General features: G+C 59.9%; 21 protein-coding genes. 18 read left to right on the top strand and 3 right to left on the bottom strand.

The window, feature by feature from the left end:
* Positions 1-5: 5 nt before the first annotated feature.
* The 6 genes from AWM69_RS08830 to AWM69_RS08805 all read left to right on the top strand — a co-directional run bounded on the left by AWM69_RS08830 (position 6) and on the right by AWM69_RS08805 (position 5,099).
* Entirely contained in the window at positions 6-1,379 is a 1,374-nt protein-coding gene (locus AWM69_RS08830) for an acetyl-CoA carboxylase biotin carboxylase subunit (RefSeq protein ID WP_218726307.1), read from the top strand.
* Positions 1,376-2,248 (top strand): allophanate hydrolase subunit 1, encoded by an 873-nt coding sequence (locus tag AWM69_RS08825; protein ID WP_218726306.1) that lies wholly within the window; start codon positions 1,376-1,378, stop codon positions 2,246-2,248. Before AWM69_RS08830 ends, AWM69_RS08825 begins: the two co-directional genes overlap by 4 nt.
* The gene (locus AWM69_RS08820; RefSeq protein ID WP_218726305.1) at positions 2,245-3,219 is read left to right on the top strand and encodes a biotin-dependent carboxyltransferase family protein; all 975 of its coding nucleotides are present in this window, start codon (positions 2,245-2,247) and stop codon (positions 3,217-3,219) included. The genes AWM69_RS08825 and AWM69_RS08820 overlap by 4 nt, the downstream gene beginning before the upstream one ends.
* 199 nt (positions 3,220-3,418) lie before the next feature.
* Complete coding sequence (locus AWM69_RS22830) at positions 3,419-3,754, top strand: RcnB family protein (protein WP_256930248.1); 336 nt, start codon at positions 3,419-3,421, stop codon at positions 3,752-3,754.
* Positions 3,755-4,315: 561 nt separating this feature from the next.
* A complete protein-coding gene (locus tag AWM69_RS08810) occupies positions 4,316-4,477 on the top strand; it encodes a hypothetical protein (protein ID WP_218726304.1) in 162 nt (53 codons plus the stop codon).
* 211 nt (positions 4,478-4,688) lie between these two features.
* Positions 4,689-5,099, top strand: coding sequence for an SgcJ/EcaC family oxidoreductase (locus AWM69_RS08805; RefSeq protein ID WP_038452922.1), 411 nt, complete (start codon positions 4,689-4,691; stop codon positions 5,097-5,099).
* A gap of 178 nt (positions 5,100-5,277) precedes the next feature.
* Here AWM69_RS08805 and AWM69_RS08800 read toward each other — a convergent pair whose 3' ends face one another.
* Together AWM69_RS08800 and AWM69_RS08795 are read right to left on the bottom strand one after the other, a co-directional pair.
* Complete coding sequence (locus AWM69_RS08800) at positions 5,278-5,535, bottom strand: hypothetical protein (RefSeq protein WP_218726303.1); 258 nt, start codon at positions 5,533-5,535, stop codon at positions 5,278-5,280.
* Between the two features lie 38 nt (positions 5,536-5,573).
* Positions 5,574-6,188 (bottom strand): Yip1 family protein, encoded by a 615-nt coding sequence (locus AWM69_RS08795; RefSeq protein ID WP_131653866.1) that lies wholly within the window; start codon positions 6,186-6,188, stop codon positions 5,574-5,576.
* 310 nt (positions 6,189-6,498) lie between these two features.
* On the opposite strand from AWM69_RS08795, the gene AWM69_RS08790 reads away from it, so the two are divergent.
* From AWM69_RS08790 to AWM69_RS08780, 3 genes are read left to right on the top strand one after another with little or no spacing between them, the layout of a single operon-like run.
* Complete coding sequence (locus tag AWM69_RS08790) at positions 6,499-7,878, top strand: iron-containing redox enzyme family protein (RefSeq protein WP_218726302.1); 1,380 nt, start codon at positions 6,499-6,501, stop codon at positions 7,876-7,878.
* An 18-nt stretch (positions 7,879-7,896) separates the two neighbouring features.
* Positions 7,897-8,877 (top strand): class I SAM-dependent methyltransferase, encoded by a 981-nt coding sequence (locus AWM69_RS08785; RefSeq protein WP_218726301.1) that lies wholly within the window; start codon positions 7,897-7,899, stop codon positions 8,875-8,877.
* Between the two features lie 6 nt (positions 8,878-8,883).
* The gene (locus AWM69_RS08780; RefSeq protein WP_218726300.1) at positions 8,884-10,023 is read left to right on the top strand and encodes a carboxylate-amine ligase; all 1,140 of its coding nucleotides are present in this window, start codon (positions 8,884-8,886) and stop codon (positions 10,021-10,023) included.
* An 11-nt stretch (positions 10,024-10,034) separates the two neighbouring features.
* On the opposite strand, the gene AWM69_RS08775 is transcribed toward AWM69_RS08780, so the two are convergent.
* Positions 10,035-10,292, bottom strand: a complete 258-nt coding sequence (locus AWM69_RS08775) for a DUF6555 family protein (protein ID WP_218726299.1) — start codon at positions 10,290-10,292, stop codon at positions 10,035-10,037.
* A gap of 290 nt (positions 10,293-10,582) precedes the next feature.
* Between AWM69_RS08775 and AWM69_RS08770 the strand changes: the two genes are divergently transcribed.
* The 9 genes from AWM69_RS08770 (at position 10,583) to AWM69_RS08730 (ending at position 18,228) form a co-directional block, all read left to right on the top strand.
* Positions 10,583-10,846, top strand: a complete 264-nt coding sequence (locus AWM69_RS08770; protein WP_218726298.1) for a DUF2790 domain-containing protein — start codon at positions 10,583-10,585, stop codon at positions 10,844-10,846.
* A gap of 82 nt (positions 10,847-10,928) precedes the next feature.
* Positions 10,929-12,167: a cytochrome c biogenesis protein DipZ gene (locus tag AWM69_RS08765; RefSeq protein WP_218726297.1), complete on the top strand. Its 1,239-nt coding sequence runs from the start codon at positions 10,929-10,931 to the stop codon at positions 12,165-12,167.
* 171 nt (positions 12,168-12,338) lie between these two features.
* On the top strand, positions 12,339-13,079 hold the full coding sequence (locus AWM69_RS08760) for a response regulator (protein ID WP_218726296.1): 741 nt from the start codon (positions 12,339-12,341) through the stop codon (positions 13,077-13,079).
* Positions 13,076-14,383, top strand: a complete 1,308-nt coding sequence (locus AWM69_RS08755) for a HAMP domain-containing sensor histidine kinase (RefSeq protein WP_218726295.1) — start codon at positions 13,076-13,078, stop codon at positions 14,381-14,383. The genes AWM69_RS08760 and AWM69_RS08755 overlap by 4 nt, the downstream gene beginning before the upstream one ends.
* Before the next feature lie 172 nt (positions 14,384-14,555).
* Positions 14,556-15,179: a ferric reductase-like transmembrane domain-containing protein gene (locus tag AWM69_RS08750; protein WP_218726294.1), complete on the top strand. Its 624-nt coding sequence runs from the start codon at positions 14,556-14,558 to the stop codon at positions 15,177-15,179.
* Between the two features lie 33 nt (positions 15,180-15,212).
* Positions 15,213-15,737, top strand: a complete 525-nt coding sequence (locus tag AWM69_RS08745; RefSeq protein ID WP_218726293.1) for a DoxX family protein — start codon at positions 15,213-15,215, stop codon at positions 15,735-15,737.
* 46 nt (positions 15,738-15,783) lie between these two features.
* Positions 15,784-16,644 carry a DUF692 domain-containing protein gene (locus AWM69_RS08740; RefSeq protein WP_218726292.1) on the top strand — a complete coding sequence of 287 codons (861 nt, stop codon included), beginning with the start codon at positions 15,784-15,786 and terminating at the stop codon, positions 16,642-16,644.
* Positions 16,637-17,407: a DUF2063 domain-containing protein gene (locus AWM69_RS08735; RefSeq protein ID WP_218726291.1), complete on the top strand. Its 771-nt coding sequence runs from the start codon at positions 16,637-16,639 to the stop codon at positions 17,405-17,407. Before AWM69_RS08740 ends, AWM69_RS08735 begins: the two co-directional genes overlap by 8 nt.
* A gap of 290 nt (positions 17,408-17,697) precedes the next feature.
* Positions 17,698-18,228, top strand: a complete 531-nt coding sequence (locus AWM69_RS08730; protein ID WP_218726290.1) for a hypothetical protein — start codon at positions 17,698-17,700, stop codon at positions 18,226-18,228.
* The last annotated feature ends 83 nt before the right edge of the window (positions 18,229-18,311 follow it).

Genomic DNA, 18,311 nt, shown 5'->3' with positions numbered 1-18,311 from the left:
CGATCATGACTCAAGCCATTCATAAACTGCTGGTCGCCAACCGTGGCGAAATTGCCGTGCGCATCATTCATGCCGCCAAAGCACTGGGAATTCCCACCGTCGCGGCATGCAGTGAGGCAGACCTTGACTCTCAGGCGGCCCGGATTGCGGATGAAGTCCACCTGCTGGGCCCGGCGCGGGCGGATAAAAGCTACCTCAACGTCGAGGCCTTGCTGGCGGCCTTGAAAGCCACCGGTGCCAATGCGGTACACCCCGGTTATGGTTTTCTCTCGGAGAATGCCGATTTTGCTGAAGCGGTCATGGCTGCCGGGGCAATTTTCGTCGGTCCAGACCCCGAGACGATCCGCCGCATGGGCGATAAAGCCGAGGCACGACGCACCGCGCAAGCGGCGGGGGTGCCCGTGGTACCAGGCTCTCCCGGCGAACTGTTTGACGTCAGTGCTGCGCTAAAAGCGGCTGAGTCGGTGGGTTTTCCCTTGCTGATCAAAGCCTCTGCCGGTGGCGGGGGGCGTGGTATTCGCCTGGCAGAAAACGCTCAACAGCTGGCTGAAGAGTTTCCTCGCTCACAACGCGAAGCCCAGGCAGCATTCGGCAATGGCGCCGTCTACCTGGAGCGTTTTATCAGCAAGGCGCGGCACATCGAAGTCCAGGTATTGGGGGATGGCCAGCACGCGGTGCATCTCTTCGAGCGCGAGTGCTCGCTGCAACGGCGCCGACAGAAAATCTTTGAAGAGGCGCCATCGCCGGTCCTCAGCCAGCAACAGCGCGAAACGCTCTGCGCCAGCGCCGTGCGCCTGACCGAATCCCTGAATTACAAGGGTGCCGGAACCCTGGAATACCTGTACGACGATACGACAGGCGAGTTTTTCTTTATCGAGATGAACACCCGGATTCAGGTCGAGCACCCCGTCAGCGAATTGATCACGGGCGTCGATCTGGTGCAGGAGATGTTGCGCATTGCTGGCGGCGAGCCGCTGGGCTACACCCAGCGCGACATTCAACTCAACGGCGCAGCCTTGCAAATGCGACTGAATGCCGAAGACCCGGCCCGGGATTTTTTCCCCAGCCCGGGCACGGTCGAGTCCCTGAACTGGCCCCAAGGCGAGGGGATTCGCGTCGACACCCATCTGTATCAGGGCTACCGGGTGCCGCCTTACTATGACTCGCTGCTGGCCAAGCTGATCGTTCACGGCGCTGATCGCGCCGAAGCTCTGGCCCGAGCACGAATCGCTGTAGAGCAAACCACGCTGACCGGCATGGCCAGCACCCTGGCGTTGCACGGCGAACTGCTGGAGCAGCCGTGGCTGCACAGTGCCGACTTCAACACGGGCACCCTGGAAACCTGGCTGGCCGAGCGCCGCGCTGGAGGTGAAGCATGAGCGAACCCATCCGCTACAGCTTTGGCGCCGATGAACATTTGTTCGCCGAAGTCAGCGACAGCATGTCCCTGGATGCGTTTTTCAAGGGGTTGGCCGTGACCCGTGCGGTGGAGCGTCTGGCGCTGGATGGCGTCCTCGATGTGTGCCTGGCCAATGCGTCGTTCCAGATTCGTTTTGACCCGGACCGCATTGCTCCCCAGACCTTGCTCGAAGCCGTCAAAGGCGCTGAAGCCGAGGCGGTGGCCGAGCGTACATTGCAGACCCGGATCATCGAAATTCCGGTGCTCTACAACGATCCCTGGACCCACGAAACCCTGATGCGCTTTCGCGACCGTCATCAGGATCCGGACGCCACTGACCTGGAATACGCAGCGCGGATCAACGGCCTGGCGGATGTCGAGGCGTTCATTGCAGCCCATAGCGGTGCCCCGTGGTTTGTTTCAATGGTCGGCTTCGTCGCGGGTTTGCCATTCATGTTCCAGATGGTCGAGCGCGAGCGTCAGTTGCAGGTGCCCAAATACCTGCGCCCGCGCACGGACACACCCAAATTGACCTTGGGTCATGGCGGTTGCTTCGGTTGCATTTACTCGGTGCGCGGAGCCGGTGGCTATCAAATGTTTGGTGTCACCCCGGCGCCGATCTACGACCCGCAGCAGAACCTGGCCTACCTGAAAGAGCACATGGTGTTTTTTCGCCCGGGTGACATCGTGCAGTTCAAACCCATGGACCGTGAGGCCTATGACCACGCTGTGGCCGAAGTGGAAGCGGGGCGCTTCGACCTGCGGATTCGCCCGGTGGAGTTTTCGCTGGATGCGTTTTTGGCCGACCCCGTCGGCTACCCCAAATCGCTGCAGGAGGTATTGCCATGATCAAGGTACTCAAGCCCGGTCTCGCCACCTCGGTACAGGACTTGGGCCGCGAAGGCTATTACCACCTGGGGATTCCGCCTTCCGGTGCCCTCGATCAGTATGCCCTGAGCGCGGCCAATCAACTGGTCGGCAACCCGGCAGGCCTGGCCGCACTGGAATGCACGTTGCTGGGGCCTGAACTGGAATTTCAGCAAGATGCCCTGGTGGCGATTTGTGGCGCGCACATGACACCACGGCTCGACGGTGCAGAAATGCACCACGACACTGCATTTTTGGTGAAAGCCGGGCAAGTCCTGCGCTTTGACTTCCCCAAGGCGGGTGCTCGCACGTATATCGCCGTGGCCGGCGGGATCGATGTGCCCGTGGTACTCGGCAGTCGCTCCACGTATGCCTTGGGCGCGCTGGGGGGATATCAGGGACGCAGGCTGGTGGCGGGCGATGAGTTGCCGATCGGCGTTGCCAGTGGCAAGGGCCGTGCAGGCGCCAGCCTGCCCATGGCGCTGCGACAATCACTGGGTGGCGAGATCACCCTGCGGGTCGTGCCGGGCCTGTACTACCACCGCTTGACCGAATCGGCAGCCAAGAGCTTCTTCGCCGAGTCCTGGACCGTCGGCTCGGAAGCCGACCGCATCGGCTATCGCGTCAAGGGGGGCAGCCCGCTGGACTTTCAGCCCCGTGAGCAACCCTTTGGCGCCGGCTCTGATCCATCGAACATCGTCGACAGCTGCTACCCGATCGGTTCAATCCAGGTTCCGGCCGGGCTTGAGCCCATCGTACTGCTGCGTGACGCGGTGTCCGGTGGTGGCTACGCGATGATCGGCACCGTGATCAGTGCCGACCTCGACCTGGTCGGCCAGATGCAACCCAACCAAAAAGCCCGGTTTGTGGCCGTCACCCTCGAAGAGGCGCTGGAAGCACGACGTTCCTACAAGAAAAAGCTCAGTTGCCTGAGCACGCTGTTTCCTTCCTGATTCTGCCCGGGCCTCCCGCGGGCCGTTTCAACCGACAGGCCGTTGCACGTCACTGCAGCGGCCTGTGTGCTTGCTCAGGCTGCCTGCAGCCCGACCGTCCGCGAAACAAACGGAACTCCTGCCTGACTGTGAACCTCTCACTACCTGTCATCTGATACCCCGCGACACGATTCACGGGGTCACCCACATAGAGGTAAACATGCGCAATCTATTATCAGCATCCATTATTGCCGGCTTGTTGTGCGCGGTGCCTTTGGCCTCGCAAGCCGCCGACGAAGTGGCCAGTGACTGCAAGCCCGGGCAAATACTGGCCGATTCCATGGACCTGAGCAGTTGCTATGGAAACGGCGACAAGGCCCCGGATCAATTTATCCGTGAAGAGATGGCGATCAAAAACTGGAAGTCCAAAGGCCTGCCTCAGCCGGATGAACATACGCAATGGGTCGAAATGAGCGGGCACTATGTGCTGGTCAATCGCGCGAATTCCGTGATCAAGGAAATCCGTACCCCGAACGCCAAGGTTTTGACCCACTGATAAAGGCTGTCCAGGTACAGCAGCCTGGACAGCCTCTGGCGTTCAGGGTTCAGGCGTATCCGGTTGAGGCCCGGGCAGGGTCGTGGTGCTGTCGTCCCTGTTTTGAGGCCCATTGCCATCCGTGTTCATGCCGCCTTGACGGCCTGCATCATTTCCCTGAATACGCGGGTCCATCGAAGGGTGGGTCGGCACATCCGTGTCGTTAAGGTTTTTTGCATCATTTTTGAGCGTGGGCTCCACAGGCTGGGGAGCCGATGGCCGGGGCGGATCTGTGGGCACAGTTGGCCCTGTAGACCCAGCAAAACTACTGGCAGTCATTACACTAAGCACGGCAGCCAGCGATAGTTTTCTGATCAATAAGAATGTCATGGTGAGTCTCCTTATTTAAGGAATACCTGATATTGGTATCGTTCTACGGCGGGTTAGTGCCGTCAAAAAGACAAACGGTTCATAACGTACCGACCCTAATCCGCTTCGACTCCTTACTTGCAGCAGACACCTTTTTAATACCTGCAATCAGTCAAGCCTCGATGGCATTCAAGTGTAAGCGTCGAACAGCATGTGCCTGGGAAATGGGCCTACCGGCAGTGCGAAACACTGATCCAGGCGCCGGTGCCGGCCCAGGTAATCGACAAGGGCATCCCGACCGCAGGCCTGCTGGCGCATGTGCTGGTGGCGAAATTCGCCGACCACTTGCTGCCGCATCAGTGGAGACCGGTATAGTGGCAAACGGTGTGTCCATACAGGATTGTATCAATTGATTTTCTTGGCTTTATGCGGCAGATTCATGCCATGAACAATTACAGTTTCCGTTGCGCAAGTTCAATTATTATCGCCTTCACATAGGTGGTGGGGCTGCGTACGATCTGCCGAACCCCGCCTCAAAAGCGGGGTTTTTCATTCCTGCTTCTGAGGCTCATACAGGAGCACAGGAATGGACGCACTTACCCGAACTCTCAAAGAGACAATCGAGGCCGCTGATCGCGCTATCACAGCCGAAGACTTCGACGAACTGATGAAATTTTATGCGGATGACGCCAGTCTCGTGGTCAAACCAGGATTGACCGTCTCAGGCAAAGAGAGCATCCGCCGAGCTTTTGTCGCCATTGCGGATCATTTCAATAACAGCATCGTTGTCACACAGGGGGAGATCCAAGTTATACAAGGAGGTGATGTAGCTCTCGTTATCATGGAGACCTTGCTACAGGCCACGGATAAGGCCGGTGTGAAAACTGAGATTTCGCGCAGGGCGACCTACGTGTTTCGACAAATCTCGGAAAAGTGGCTATGCGTAGTGGACAACTCCTATGGGACGACGCTACTTGATAGCGTCGTCGGATCGTAGGGCATCAAAAGGGTAGTGCCTACCTCCTGCAAGTAGGCTCCATCACCCACAAACGAAAGGCGGCAGTTTAGCGATCAGCAAAGTGTGTCTGCCAGACGCTTACCTCTATTCGGCCGCGTGCTTATATTTATTCACCTCAGCGCCCAAGTGCTTCATCGTGTATCGCTATTGCAGCGACTTAAGTGTCAACCTGTAACACCACACGTTTATTGTCCTTGGCAGGCACATGAATAACCCTTCCGTTCAAGTGTTCCCCCGAAGAAAGAGTCATGTTCAAGGCGTGAGCCTTGTGCAGATCCTGTGTGACGGGGGATAACACCTGCACTTGAAAAGTTTCAGCACTGATGAATGTGATGATCACGTCGCAATCAATACTGTGGGCAATCGGCCCAAAAAGAGTGTCACGCAAGTAACTCAAGTGCGCACCTACAATCATTGGCTGATCCTCCAGATCCCGATTACGCCTCGGGTGGGCTAGGGCACTGTCAGCGGGCGCATGTACTCCGGTGTCAACCCGTTGAGCCAGAACAGAATCATGCTCACCAGAATGGTGACGAGCACCAGTACGCCAACGCCCCAAACCGAAGCCGCGTACAGAAAACCCCGGTCTTGAGTCAGGCGCATGAATTTCGGCAGGCCGACAAACAGCAGATACGTGGCGTAGGCGCCAGCCACAATCAGGGCCGCCACAGCCAGCCAGCGGCTGGGGTAGAGCCCGGTAACGCCAGCCATGAAATACGGCGTGGCGGTATAGGCTGCAAAGCCGATGCACTGGTTCAGGGTGGGGCGGGCCTCGAAGGCGCGCGACATCCAGCGAATGAAGCCACCCATCAACAGCGTGCCGATCAGGGTCGTCAGGTACAGCAATACGCTCAGTTGCAGGGCGCTGACGGGGCTGAGCCGAACCCGCTCTTCGCCGGCCAGGCTCCAGCCAAACCAGGTAACCCCGATATACAGGCACACACTGGGCAGTAAGGCCCAGAGCAACAAATGGGGTAGATAGTGCCGGGGCTGCTGATCCTCTTCGGTACGGATATCGACCCAGGCATGATCCGGGTGGGTCAGGAGTTTCACGATGTGCGTTCTCATGGCTGCCTCCAGTTCGCGAATATCGCAAGGGCCCTGCACATATGGAAAAGCTCGCCACTCAAGAGGTTCAGTTTTGTTGGGGCCAGATCCCGGCGGATCACTGCCATTTGTCCGGGCCTGAAGTAAAAGAATGGAATTATTTCTCTCGGGCCGGTTCTTCCGAGTTAGAAGCGACAGCGCTATAGCGTCTGACGCCTCACACGGAGACGCGCTGGGAGCCTGCCATGCCTGCACTGAATGATTGCGTTGTTCTTGGACCTCCAGTCACTACAGGGGAGAACGGATTCGCCGTTATCCGCGGGTGGGCGCCATGAGTGTGTTCGAGTCCTTGCGAGGCATACCCGCGCGCAGGCAGGACGGTGGTCCGCTGCGCCGTCTGTATCACCGTTTGCTGAGCGACAGGGATGCGCAAACCACCCGCTTGGCCAATGATTTCTTGTGCCAGCAACTGGCGCTTGCAGCCGAGGGCGACGATGGGCCATGGCCTGAACGTACCGAGGATCTGCCAGGCCGGGTAGAGCACAACTGCGCGAACGTCGCCCGGGAGTACGCTCACTACCTGCAGGGGCGTAAACAGGGAAACCCTCGACGCTATTTTCAGGGCAAGGCCCATGCCCTGTACTTTCTCCAGTGTGTGGCACCCACCAAGCTGGTGGATGGTGCCTGGTTGTACGGGGTTGTGGAGCATTGGCAGGATTACCGGTATGACGGGCTGTTGACCACCTATCTCGAAGAACTCGGCGACGGCCACCCCGCACAGAACCACGTTGCGATTTATCACCGCCTGTTGGCCGAGGAAGGGTGTGAGGGTGACTTCGAATGGCAGGACGAACAATTTCGGCAAGGCGCCATACAACTGGCGCTCGGGCGCTGTGCAGCCACCCATATGCCGGAAATCCTGGGTTATAACCTGGGGTATGAACAACTGCCGCTGCATTTGTTGATCAGTGCCTATGAGCTCAATGAACTGGGGGTCGATCCTTATTACTTCAGCCTGCATGTCACCATTGATAACGCCAGCAGCGGACACGCCCGTCGGGCTGCACAGGCGGTGTCAGGGCTAATGCCCGGCGGCAAGGATGCCGCCACCTATTGGGAGCGGGCAAGACGGGGCTATCGCCTGAATGACCTCGGCGTGGGTTCCACCGCCGCAATCGAGGCCTTTGATCTTGAGCGAGAACTGCTTGCCATGCTGGAACGCAAACGCCAGTTCGGTCAGCACATGCACTCTGACTATTGTCGAATTGAAGGCAAGAGCGTCAATCAATGGCTGGCAGAGCCAGGGCAGATGAAGGCGTTTTTACAGGCACTGCAGAACAAGGGCTGGATTCGCCGTCATCGCTCACCTGAAGACAGTCGCTTCTGGCAACTGATTGAGGGCCCGGGTGCCGCCATGTTTGGCGTTTTCAGCGGATTTGAAAAACAGCTGCTGCACGACTGGATTGCCGGCGACTGGCACAGTGAACAGCGCATGGCCCCTCGACCCCTGGCCCGTCCGGCTGCCCATAACGCGCTGGAGAACCTGGCGGATGACCCGGAAACCGGCCAGTTGCGAGACACCCTGGCCCATCGCTCGAGCGAGCAACAGCTTGCACTGCTGTTACCTTGGCTAGCGCCTCACCGCCATCACCGCCCGGCCGGTCTGTTCGCCACCCGACGCTTCATAGAATTGCGCGGCTGCTTGCGCTGACCCGAAAGGAAACCTGTCATGGTCGACTCGACACTCTGTTCCCCGGCACCCTTGCCTGCAACGCTGGCCCGCGCGGATCAGGCGCTGTTGCATCTGGGCCGACGTCTGCAGGCTGACGGCTATCGTTTCATCACGCCGACGCCCTTGACCCATCAACGCGTCAATGCACGGCCCGGCAATGAAGATGCCTATGACTTGCGCGGTATATTCGGCTGGTCCCGCCCATTCGATTCGCAGGTATTCGACCCTGCCGAGTGGCTTGAACTGCAACAGGCCGGGATTATCCTGAATGTACACGGCCGTTGGCGCAGCACGGTGCGCTGGTCGACGCTGGGCTCACTGCTGCTGGCCCATTCGGCCTTTCCCACCGACGAAGCCGATTCGGTATTTTTCGGGCCCGACACCTACCGCTTCGCGGGGGTGATAGAAGAGCACTTGCGCCAGCGTTTTGTGCCCGTACACCGTGCCGTAGACATCGGTTGCGGAACGGGGGCGGGGGCAATATGGGTGGCACGTGCCCGCCATGAAGCCGAGGTGCTGGCCGTGGACATCAACCCTCGGGCCCTGCGTATGACGGCAGTCAACGCCGAACTGGCCGAAACATCTAACGTCGGCGTTTACCACAGTGACGTGCTGGACGGTGTCAACGGCCGATTCGATCTGATCCTCGCCAACCCGCCGTACATGAAAGACGCCCATGAGCGGGCCTACCGGCATGGTGGCGGTCAGCTGGGTGAGCAGTTGTCGTTGCGCATTCTCCAGGAAGCATTGCCGCGTCTGGAACTGTACGGGACGTTACTGCTGTACACCGGGGTGGCGATGATCGCTGGCCATGACCCGTTTCTTGAGGCTGCACGTGGTTTTCTGACCAGCGATCACTATGGTTGGACCTACCAGGAACTGGACCCCGATGTGTTTGGCGAAGAGCTTGATAAGCCCGGTTATGAGCAAGTCGAACGAATCGCCGTGGTGGTCCTGACCGTCAGTCGTCTGAAGTGATCGCCCATGAACAATCTCCCGCTTGCAAATGCCCATGCCGGGCAACGGTTCGGCATCGAGGAAGAATACTTCCTCACCGACTTGCGCAGCCGGCGCATGGTCGCCAAGCCGACGGCCCGCGTGCTTGACGCCTGCCGTGAGGCCATCGGGGAAGGGTTTGCCTACGAACTGCTTCAGGGCCAGATTGAAGTGGCCTCGCCGATCTTTGACTGCGCAGACCAGGCCGCTGCCTATCTGAGCAGGGTCAGGCGTGATCTGAATCAGACGCTGGCCGAGCATGGGCTGGGCGTCATCAGCAGTGGCTCGCATCCACTGGCAGAGTGGAGGGCCCAGCGCATCACGGTTCAGTCGCACTATCAGCAATTGCTCGGCGAATACGAAATCGTCGCGCGGCGCAGCGTCCTTTGCGGTTTGCATGTACACGCCGAGATCCCGGCCGGCATCGACCGGATCGCAGTGATGAACGAAATTTTGCCATGGTTCCCCATGTTGCTGGCCTTGAGTGTGTCCTCACCTTTTTGGCAGGGCCAATTAACCGGCTACTTCAGTTACCGGCAAGTCGCGTGTGATGAGTGGCCGCGCATGGGCATTCCCGAGTACTTGCCGGACGATCAGGCGTTTGAGCACTACCTGGCAATACTCAACCAGACCCGGGCAGCGGGCAGGGACGTCGACGTATGGTGGGGCTGCCGACCCTCGCAGCATTACCCCACGCTGGAGTTGCGCATAACCGATGCCTGTCCCAGATGGATCGATGCCCTGATCCTCGCCAGGCTGTATCGAGTGATGGTCAAACATGCATGCCTGTTGCCGGCTCCCGGCAGCCATTACCGTCCCGAACACCATTGGATGCTCAAGGAAAACCGCATCCAGGCCCGACGCTGGGGCCCCTATGGGCGCTTTGTGTTGCTGCCCGATACAACGCCAATGTCGCTGGAACAATGGCTTGACCGGGCTGAGCATACATTTGCAGCCACGGCCCGGGCACTGGGCGAAGAGGGTGTATTTACCCAGGCCCGGCACATATTGCGGGTCGGCACCAGCGCCGAGCGCCAGGTGCGTTGCTTCGACAGCTCCCAAGCTTCAGCGCTGGCGCGCCGGCAAGCCGTGGTCGATCTTTTGCTCGAAGAGAGTTCGGCAGGCTGACAACGCACCGGTCACGGAGCGCGGCCGGTGCTCCAGTCCAGGGTGGCCGAGCCGCGCCAGCGTACATCCGTAATACCGTACTTTTCGGCCAAAGGCCGGGAAACACGCTTGATATTCTGCTGGCCGTATCGGGGTATCAAGGCTACGCCGGCATCACAGCTCGCCCAGTGCCAGGCTTCAGCGTTGGTCATCTGCTCCAGGCGGATGACAAACGCCTTACGCTCGCCATGCAGCCGGTATTCAATGGTGAAGAGATCACTGCTCATCATGAAGTCTCCTTGGGGTCATGATGTAATGATTTTTGACGCCGCTGAAAATTCCAGAATCTTCCGGTCATTCGATCAACGTTGCCAACCTTGAGACGCCAGGGCGGGCCGCGGACGACGCAGTGTGTATCGCTACGTATCAGCAGGCGGTTCTGATACGTAGCGATTTATGCGCACGGGTTCTCGACACAGACAAGATACCTCACAGGCTTTTAATAGGTTCCAGCGAGGCCAACCTGCACCGCCTCGGCTCCACCCAACGAACTGCCTATTGAAGCCTTGAGGGAACCGCCATGAACACCAAAGCCATCTACGCCACCTTCCTGTTTGCCGCCCTGAGCGTGTGCACCCTTTCAGCCCGGGCCGAAACCCGTGTCACCCCGAAACCCTACACCTACGGCTCGCAACTGGACATCAAGAAAGTGTTGTCGCTGAAGCAGGAGGCCGCGACCGGCTGCGGGATTGTCGATGCCCGGATGACCTACCTGGATTCTCACGACAAGGTTCAGGTGATGAGCTACCGCACATTTGCTGACGGCTGCATCGGGGAAAACTGAGCCTCGGCTGACCTGCCGACACCGTCTTTTGATACAGGAAGCCCCTCATGAACAGCCTCACCTGTTTTACACGGTGACCCCCATGCTACTTATCGCGTTTCTGGGCGGCATATTGACCGTTCTCAGCCCCTGCATCCTGCCCGTCGTGCCGTTCCTGTTCGCAGGTATTGACCGCTCTCGCGCCTCGATTCTGCTGACTCTTGGGGGTATGGCCTTGACCTTCGCCCTGGTCTCGAGCCTGGCGGTGGTGAGCAGCGAGTGGGTGGTGCACGCCAGTAACACCGGCCGTCAGGTCGCCCTGGTCGTGATGGTGCTGTTCGCCTTGTCATTGCTTTCGACCCGTATCGGCGGCTGGCTGGCCCGGCCATTCGTATGGCTGGGCAACCGGGTCGCGCCCGACACGCGCACGATGTCCGCCCCGCTGAGGTCAGTGCTGATCGGTATCGCCACGGGGCTGCTGTGGGCGCCGTGCGCCGGTCCGATCCTTGGGGTCATCCTCACGGGGGCCATGCTGCAAGGTGCCAATGCGCACACCAGCCTGTGGTTGGTGGCCTATGGCCTGGGCAGCGCGTTGTCTCTGGGAGCCTTGATTTTCGCCAGTCGCGGGTTGGTCAATCGTCTGAAAGCTTCAATCCCGATCACTGGTGTGTTACGTCGCGGGGCCGGAGTCGCGGTACTGGCTGCAGCAACGGTGATGTTCACCGGTGCAGACAAAACCTTGCTGGCTGGCACCTCATCCGAAAGCGTCAGTCGTATCGAGAATGGGGTTCTGACTGCCGTACCGCACATGCTCGATTACCTGGTCAGCAAGGGCAGGGCCGACATGCACCTTGCTCCTGCACAGCGCGCCATGCCGTCGTTATCTGGCGCGGTCGAATGGCTCAACTCGCCGGCACTGAGCAGTGAATCGCTCAAGGGCAAAGTGGTGCTGGTGGATTTCTGGACGTACGACTGCATCAATTGCCAGCGCACGCTGCCTTACGTGAAAGACTGGGCGAGGAAGTACGAGAAGGACGGCCTGGTGGTCATCGGCGTCCATACCCCGGAATACGGCTATGAGCGGATCGTCGACAATGTCAGGGATCAGGTACGCAAGCTCGGTATCACCTATCCGGTGGCCATCGATAATAATTACGCGATCTGGAATAGCTATGATAACCAGTACTGGCCCGCGCACTACCTCATCGACGCCAGGGGGCAACTGCGTTATAGCCACTTTGGCGAAGGGGGCTATGACACTCAGGAGCACCTGATCCAGACATTGCTGGAGGAGGCTAACACCGGCAGTGCTGATCAGGTGCCGCAGCAGCTCCCTCGCTGAGTCGTGGGCATGACGGCCCGCGGGGTCGACGGTCCGAGCGAACCGATCAGGCCGGGATTTGCATCTGCGTGTATCCAGGGGGCGCTCGATACACTGCCATACAAAGCCCGGCGGGCAGATGCCTCGTGCCTCGTTATGCTGGGTGACTGCACACATTGAGAGGTTGAAGGGATGGAACACGTCGATCATGTGTTAATCGTCGATGACGATCGCGAGATCAGAGAACTGGTGGGCAACTACCTGACGAAAAACGGATTGCGCACCACGGTGGTGGCAGACGGTCGCCAAATGCGCGCTTTTCTGGACGCCAATCAGGTTGACCTGATCGTGCTCGACATCATGATGCCGGGCGATGACGGTCTCTTGCTGTGCCGCGAACTGCGGGCCGGCAAGCACAAGAAGACGCCGGTGTTGATGCTGACCGCGCGCAACGATGAAACCGACCGCATCATCGGCCTGGAGATGGGCGCCGATGACTACCTGAGCAAGCCGTTCTCTGCCCGTGAGTTACTCGCACGAATCAACGCCGTACTCCGGCGCACGCGAATGCTGCCGCCCAATCTGGTGGTCAGCGAGAGCGGCCGGCTGTTGGGGTTCGGTCGCTGGCGTCTCGATACCACCGCTCGCCACCTGCTTGACCAGGACGACACCCTGGTCGCCCTGAGCGGGGCCGAATACCGTCTGCTGCGGGTTTTCCTCGATCACGCACAACGGGTACTCAGTCGCGATCAATTGCTCAATCTGACCCAGGGTCGCGACGCCGATTTGTTCGATCGCTCCATTGATCTGCTGGTCAGCCGTCTGCGTCAGCGCTTGCTGGATGACGCCCGTGACCCGGCCTACATCAAGACGGTGCGCAGTGAGGGTTACGTGTTCACCTTTGCCGTCGAAATCCTGCCGGAGCAACCATGAATCGCGTGCTGCACTGGCCGCGCACGCTGGCCTCACGTCTGTCCTTGATCTTTCTAGTCGGCCTGATTCTCGCGCAGGCCCTGTCATTCGGTGCCCAGTATTACGAGCGCTACGAGAGCGCCAAGTCGATGATGCTGGGCAACCTCGAAACCGACGTCTCGACCTCCATCGCCATTCTCGACCGTTTGCCCGCGGCTGAGCGCCCGGGCTGGCTCGAGCGCCTGCGGCGCACTAACTACGGCTATCTGTTGAAAGAGCGCGACCCCGGTGTGCCCATGGACCGGGACAATCTGCCGATCGCCGTACACTCGATCAAAGACGCCCTCGGCCATGACTATGCGTTGACGTTCGAGGAAATTCCCGGCCCCCGGCAACATTTCCAGGCGCAGTTGCAGTTGAGCGACGGCAACCCCGTCACCCTCGACGTCTGGCCCGCGATGATGCCACTGTCGCCCTGGCTGCCTATTGTCCTGTTCGGTCAGTTCGTGCTGATGATTGGCTGCACCTGGCTCGCCGTCAGAATTGCCGTTCGGCCACTGACCCGGCTGAGCGAGGCGGTCGAAAATCTCGACCCCAATGCGCATCCGGTGCGCCTGGATGAGAGTGGCCCCACCGAGGTGGCACATGCGGCCAAGGCCTTTAACACCATGCAGGAACGCATCGCGGCCTACCTCAAGGAACGCATGCAACTGCTCGCGGCCATCTCCCATGACCTGCAAACGCCGATTACCCGCATGAAGCTGCGCGCGGAGTTTGCCGACGATTCGGTCGAGAAGGACAAACTGGTCCATGACCTCAATGAAATAGAGCACCTGGTGCGTGAGGGCATTGCCTATGCGCGCAGTATTCATGGAGCGACCGAGGCCAGTTGCCGGATCAATCTCGACTCGTTCCTGGACAGTCTGGTTTTTGACTATCAGGACACCGGCAAGGCCGTGACCCTGGCCGGGAAAAGTGGCGCAATCATCGACACCCGTCCCCATGCCCTGCGCCGGATTCTGGTGAACCTGGTGGACAACGCAGTGAAGTTCTCCGGTGCCGCCGAAGTGCGGGTGGAAGGGCAGAGCCCTGCCGGCCTGTCGATCAAGGTGCTGGATCGTGGCCCGGGGATTTCCGAGGACGTGTTGCACGAAGTCCTCAAACCGTTCTATCGCGTAGAGAACTCCCGCAACCGCAGTACCGGCGGTACCGGCCTGGGGCTGGCAATCGCCCAGCAATTGGCCGAGGCCATTGGTGGCTCGCTGACCCTGAGCAACCGCGAGGGCGGGGGACTCTGCGTGACGTTGCGTCTGACGGCCCGGTAATACCGCAGCGGCTTTTGTATGGAACTGTATCGACCGCTACCGTGCACACACAACATTGCACAACGGCGGGTTTCAGACATCACGGGCATACACGCACTTGCAAGACTCCCAACGGTCGGCTGGCCATCCGGACGCCCCGGATGGCAAAGGCCATTGCCACAGGAGTTTTGCCATGACGCCCCAACCCTTCAAAGTCTGGCCTCTGTTCAGCCTGCTTGCAGTGTTCATCCTGATAATGAGCGCGCTGGCCGTGGCGCTGCAGCCAGACCTGATCGAGGGACTGCGCAGCGCCATTCGCGCCACTGCACGCTCATCCTTTGTCCTGTTTCTCACGGCTTTTACCGCCTCGGCCTTTGCTGTCCTGATCCCTTCGCCCGTCACTAAAGCCCTGGTGCGCGAGCGACGTTTTATCGGGCTGGCCTTCGCCTTTTCCCATGCCGTACATGCGCTGTTGATCTATGCCTACGGGCAACTGAACACCGGGTTCTGGCCGATGCGCTCGGTCATCGACAACACCCCGGGCACGGTCGCCTATGGATTCATTCTGCTCATGGCGATCACCTCGTTCAAAGGTCCGGCACAGCTGCTGGGAGCGAAGGGCTGGAAGGTCCTGCATACCACCGGCCTGTGGATCATCGTTGCCGTGTTCGCCTACGCCAACTTCAAACGCATCCCCATGAGTGCCTGGTACGTCCTGCCGTTCGGCATGGTCTGTGCCGCAGTCGCCATTCGCCTGGTGGGCAAGTTGGCCCAGGCCAACAAACGCCGCCAGCAACCGGCAAGGGCTGCGGCCTAGCCCGAATCCGAACCGATCACAGAGGATCAAACCATGCACGCAACCCCTACATCCGCCCTGAAGTGGCTTCACCTGAACCTTGATCGCGCCGCAGGCTGGGTTGCCCCCCTCAGTCTGCGAGTGTTCCTGGCGTGGGAGTTTTTCGAGGCTGGCCTGCAAAAGTGGAACGGCGAAAATTGGTTCCAGGACATCCAGTCCGCTTTTCCTTTTCCATTCAACCATGTCCCGGCGACGCTGAACTGGCAGCTCTCGATGTGGGCCGAGCTGCTCTGCGCCATTGCCTTGCTTGCAGGCCTGGGAACACGTCTCTCGGCCTTTATCCTGATCGTGGTCACGCTCGTGGCGACCGCAACCGTCCACTGGCCAGCCGATTGGTCGACATTCAGCGAACTGGCCCGGGGCTACGCCATCAGCAACACAGGCTACGGCAACTACAAACTGCCTCTGATTTACCTTGTGGCGCTCGTGCCGCTGTTCTTTACCGGCGCAGGAAAGCTGAGCCTGGACGCGCTCATCGCACGATATTTCAGGTTGGCGAAGACCTTGAGCGAGAAGTAACGCTCGGGAGCTCATTTTCCTGATACAGAATCGGAGTATTCAAGGTATGCGAACAACTCACTCACCCTCCGTGCCGGCAGGCGCAGGGCTCGGACTACGCCGTGCACTGCTGAACATGCTGCGTGACGCCCCCAGCGGTGATTTCGACTTTCTGGAAGTGGCCCCGGAAAACTGGATCGGCATCGGTGGCGCTCACGGTGACGCACTGCAGTCGCTTGCCGAACGCTACCCGCTGTCGTGCCACGGCCTGTCCCTGTCGCTCGGGGGCAGTGCTGCGCTCGATACAGACTTTTTGCAGCAGATTCGCGGGTTTCTCGACCGTTTCAACGTGCCGTTTTACAGCGAGCACCTGAGCTACTGCAGCGACGACGGGCATCTGTACGATCTGCTACCGTTGCCATTCACCGAAGAGGCGGTTTTTCATGTCGCGGCGCGGATCCGTTGCGCACAGGACATCCTCGGGCGCCGGCTGGCGGTGGAGAACGTCTCCTACTACGCCGCAGCCCATCAGGACATGGATGAACTGGCCTTCACCAATGCGGTACTGCGCGAAGCCGACTGCGACCTCTTGCTCGACGTCAATAATGTGTACGTCAACTCGGTGAATCACGGGTTTGACCCGAAGGCTTTCCTGGCGGGCGTGGAACCCGGCCGGGTGATCGCCATGCATGTGGCCGGACATTATGACGAAGCCGACGACTTGATCATCGACAGTCATGGCGCTGCGGTGAAACCCGTGGTCTGGTCGCTGCTGGCGCAAGCCTATGGGCTCTTTGGGACGAAGCCGACACTGCTCGAGCGCGATTTCAATTTCCCTCCTTACGCAGCGCTGGTCGCCGAGCTGGATACCATCCGGCGGCTGCAAGATGAGGCCAATGCGCGGGTGCGGGAGGCCTCCAATGGTTGACATCTCGCCGGACTTGCACAGCCAGCAGCTTGCGTTGACCCGTTACCTGCGCGACCCGGACCGCCATGCACCGCCTGCGGGGATGGATGCCGCGAGGGCGAGCATCTACCTCGACCTGGTATTCAACAACCTGTCGGGCGTGCTGGGTGGAACATTTCCGGTGCTGATTGCGGTGCTGGGTGAGGCTGGCTGGCGTGACCTGATACGACGATTCCTGCGTGAGCACCGGGCGAAAACACCGTATTTCGGTGAAATCGCGCAGGAGTTTGTGGCATTTGTCGCCTGCCTGGAGGTGTCGTCAGATCAAGCACAAGCCGGGTACCCGTTCCTGCCTGAGCTCGCCCATTACGAGTGGGTGGAAATGGCCTTGCAACAGTTCGAAGCGCCGCCGTTTCAGGCGGGCAATATCGAGCACATGCTTGATCGCCCGCTCAGGCTATCACCGCTCGCCTGGCCGCTGGCCTACACCTGGGCCGTACACCGCCTCGGGCCCGGGCACCTGCCGGACGTAGCGCCGGAGCAGCCAACCTTACTGTTGATCCGGCGCTTGCCGGCAGGGCAGGTGCGGTTCTGCGAACTCAGTCCGCTGGCATGGCGTCTGCTGCAGCGAATCGAGCAATTCCCTGAACTGGATGGTCAGGCGCAGTTGCAGGGTCTGGCCGGGGAGGCCAGCGCGACAGATTTGCCCCGCTTCATGGCCGATGCACGGGTGCTCCTGGACCAGCTGCATGAGCAGGCCGTCGTCGGCGTGGTGGAGGCGTGACCGTGTCTTCTATCAAGCAAGCGCGGCCCTGCCTTTGTATCGCGGTGTATCGGGGGGACGTATCCCGGGGTTGGCTTACAAATGCGTTTGCCACGGGATACATCAGGGATACATGGCTGCGGCTAAATGGTCTCGCCCGAATGAAGTTGCCCGATCGAAGTGAAGGTTGTTGGCGCGCATGTCGCTGCGCAACTCCCGGTTTACCTCTTCGCCGGATGCTTCCCTTAGGGCAGCCCAGCCCTTGTGGCACGACCCGCGGCCTGGCCGCACACAGCTTCTGGAGAAACACTATGTACCGTATCCCGTTTTCGAATAAAAACACCCTCGGCCTGGCCGCTATCGCATTAGCCGGTGGCATGAGCCTGGCGTCATCTGCAGCCTTTGCCGCAGAACCCCTGCCTCAGGGCTATCAATTGGCCGCAGCGGACAAAACCGGGGAAGGCAAGTGTGGTGAGGGCAAATGTGGTGCCAGTGAAGCCACTGACAAGGCCACGACCACCGAAGGCAAGTGTGGAGAAGGCAAGTGCGGGGCCAGCGAAGCCAGTGGCAAGTCCGCCGCGGCTGAAGGCAAGTGCGGGGAAGGCAAGTGCGGCGATGCGTCCTTCACCCGTACCGACACCAACGGTGATGGCCGGGTATCGCTCAAAGAACTCCTGGCCGTGGCCCCGAAAGGCGCTGAGGAATTCAAAGCAATGGACACCAACAGCGATGGTTACCTGTCCGAAGGCGAGGTCTACACGTTCAGGAGCAACCAGTACACCGCCAACGGCAAAAAAGTCCCCACCGAGCTGTTCACCCGCCTGAGCAAAGCCCGGAGCTGATCCCGGCACGTGCACCTCCCTCCCGTCCTGCGGTTATGGATGGGGAGGGGGGTTGGTTTTGTGCAAAACCCCCGCCGTTGAGA

The organism is Pseudomonas sp. D1HM (assembly GCF_019266105.1).
GTDB lineage: Bacteria > Pseudomonadota > Gammaproteobacteria > Pseudomonadales > Pseudomonadaceae > Aquipseudomonas > Aquipseudomonas taetrolens.
This window is presented reverse-complemented; position numbering and strand designations above follow the sequence as displayed.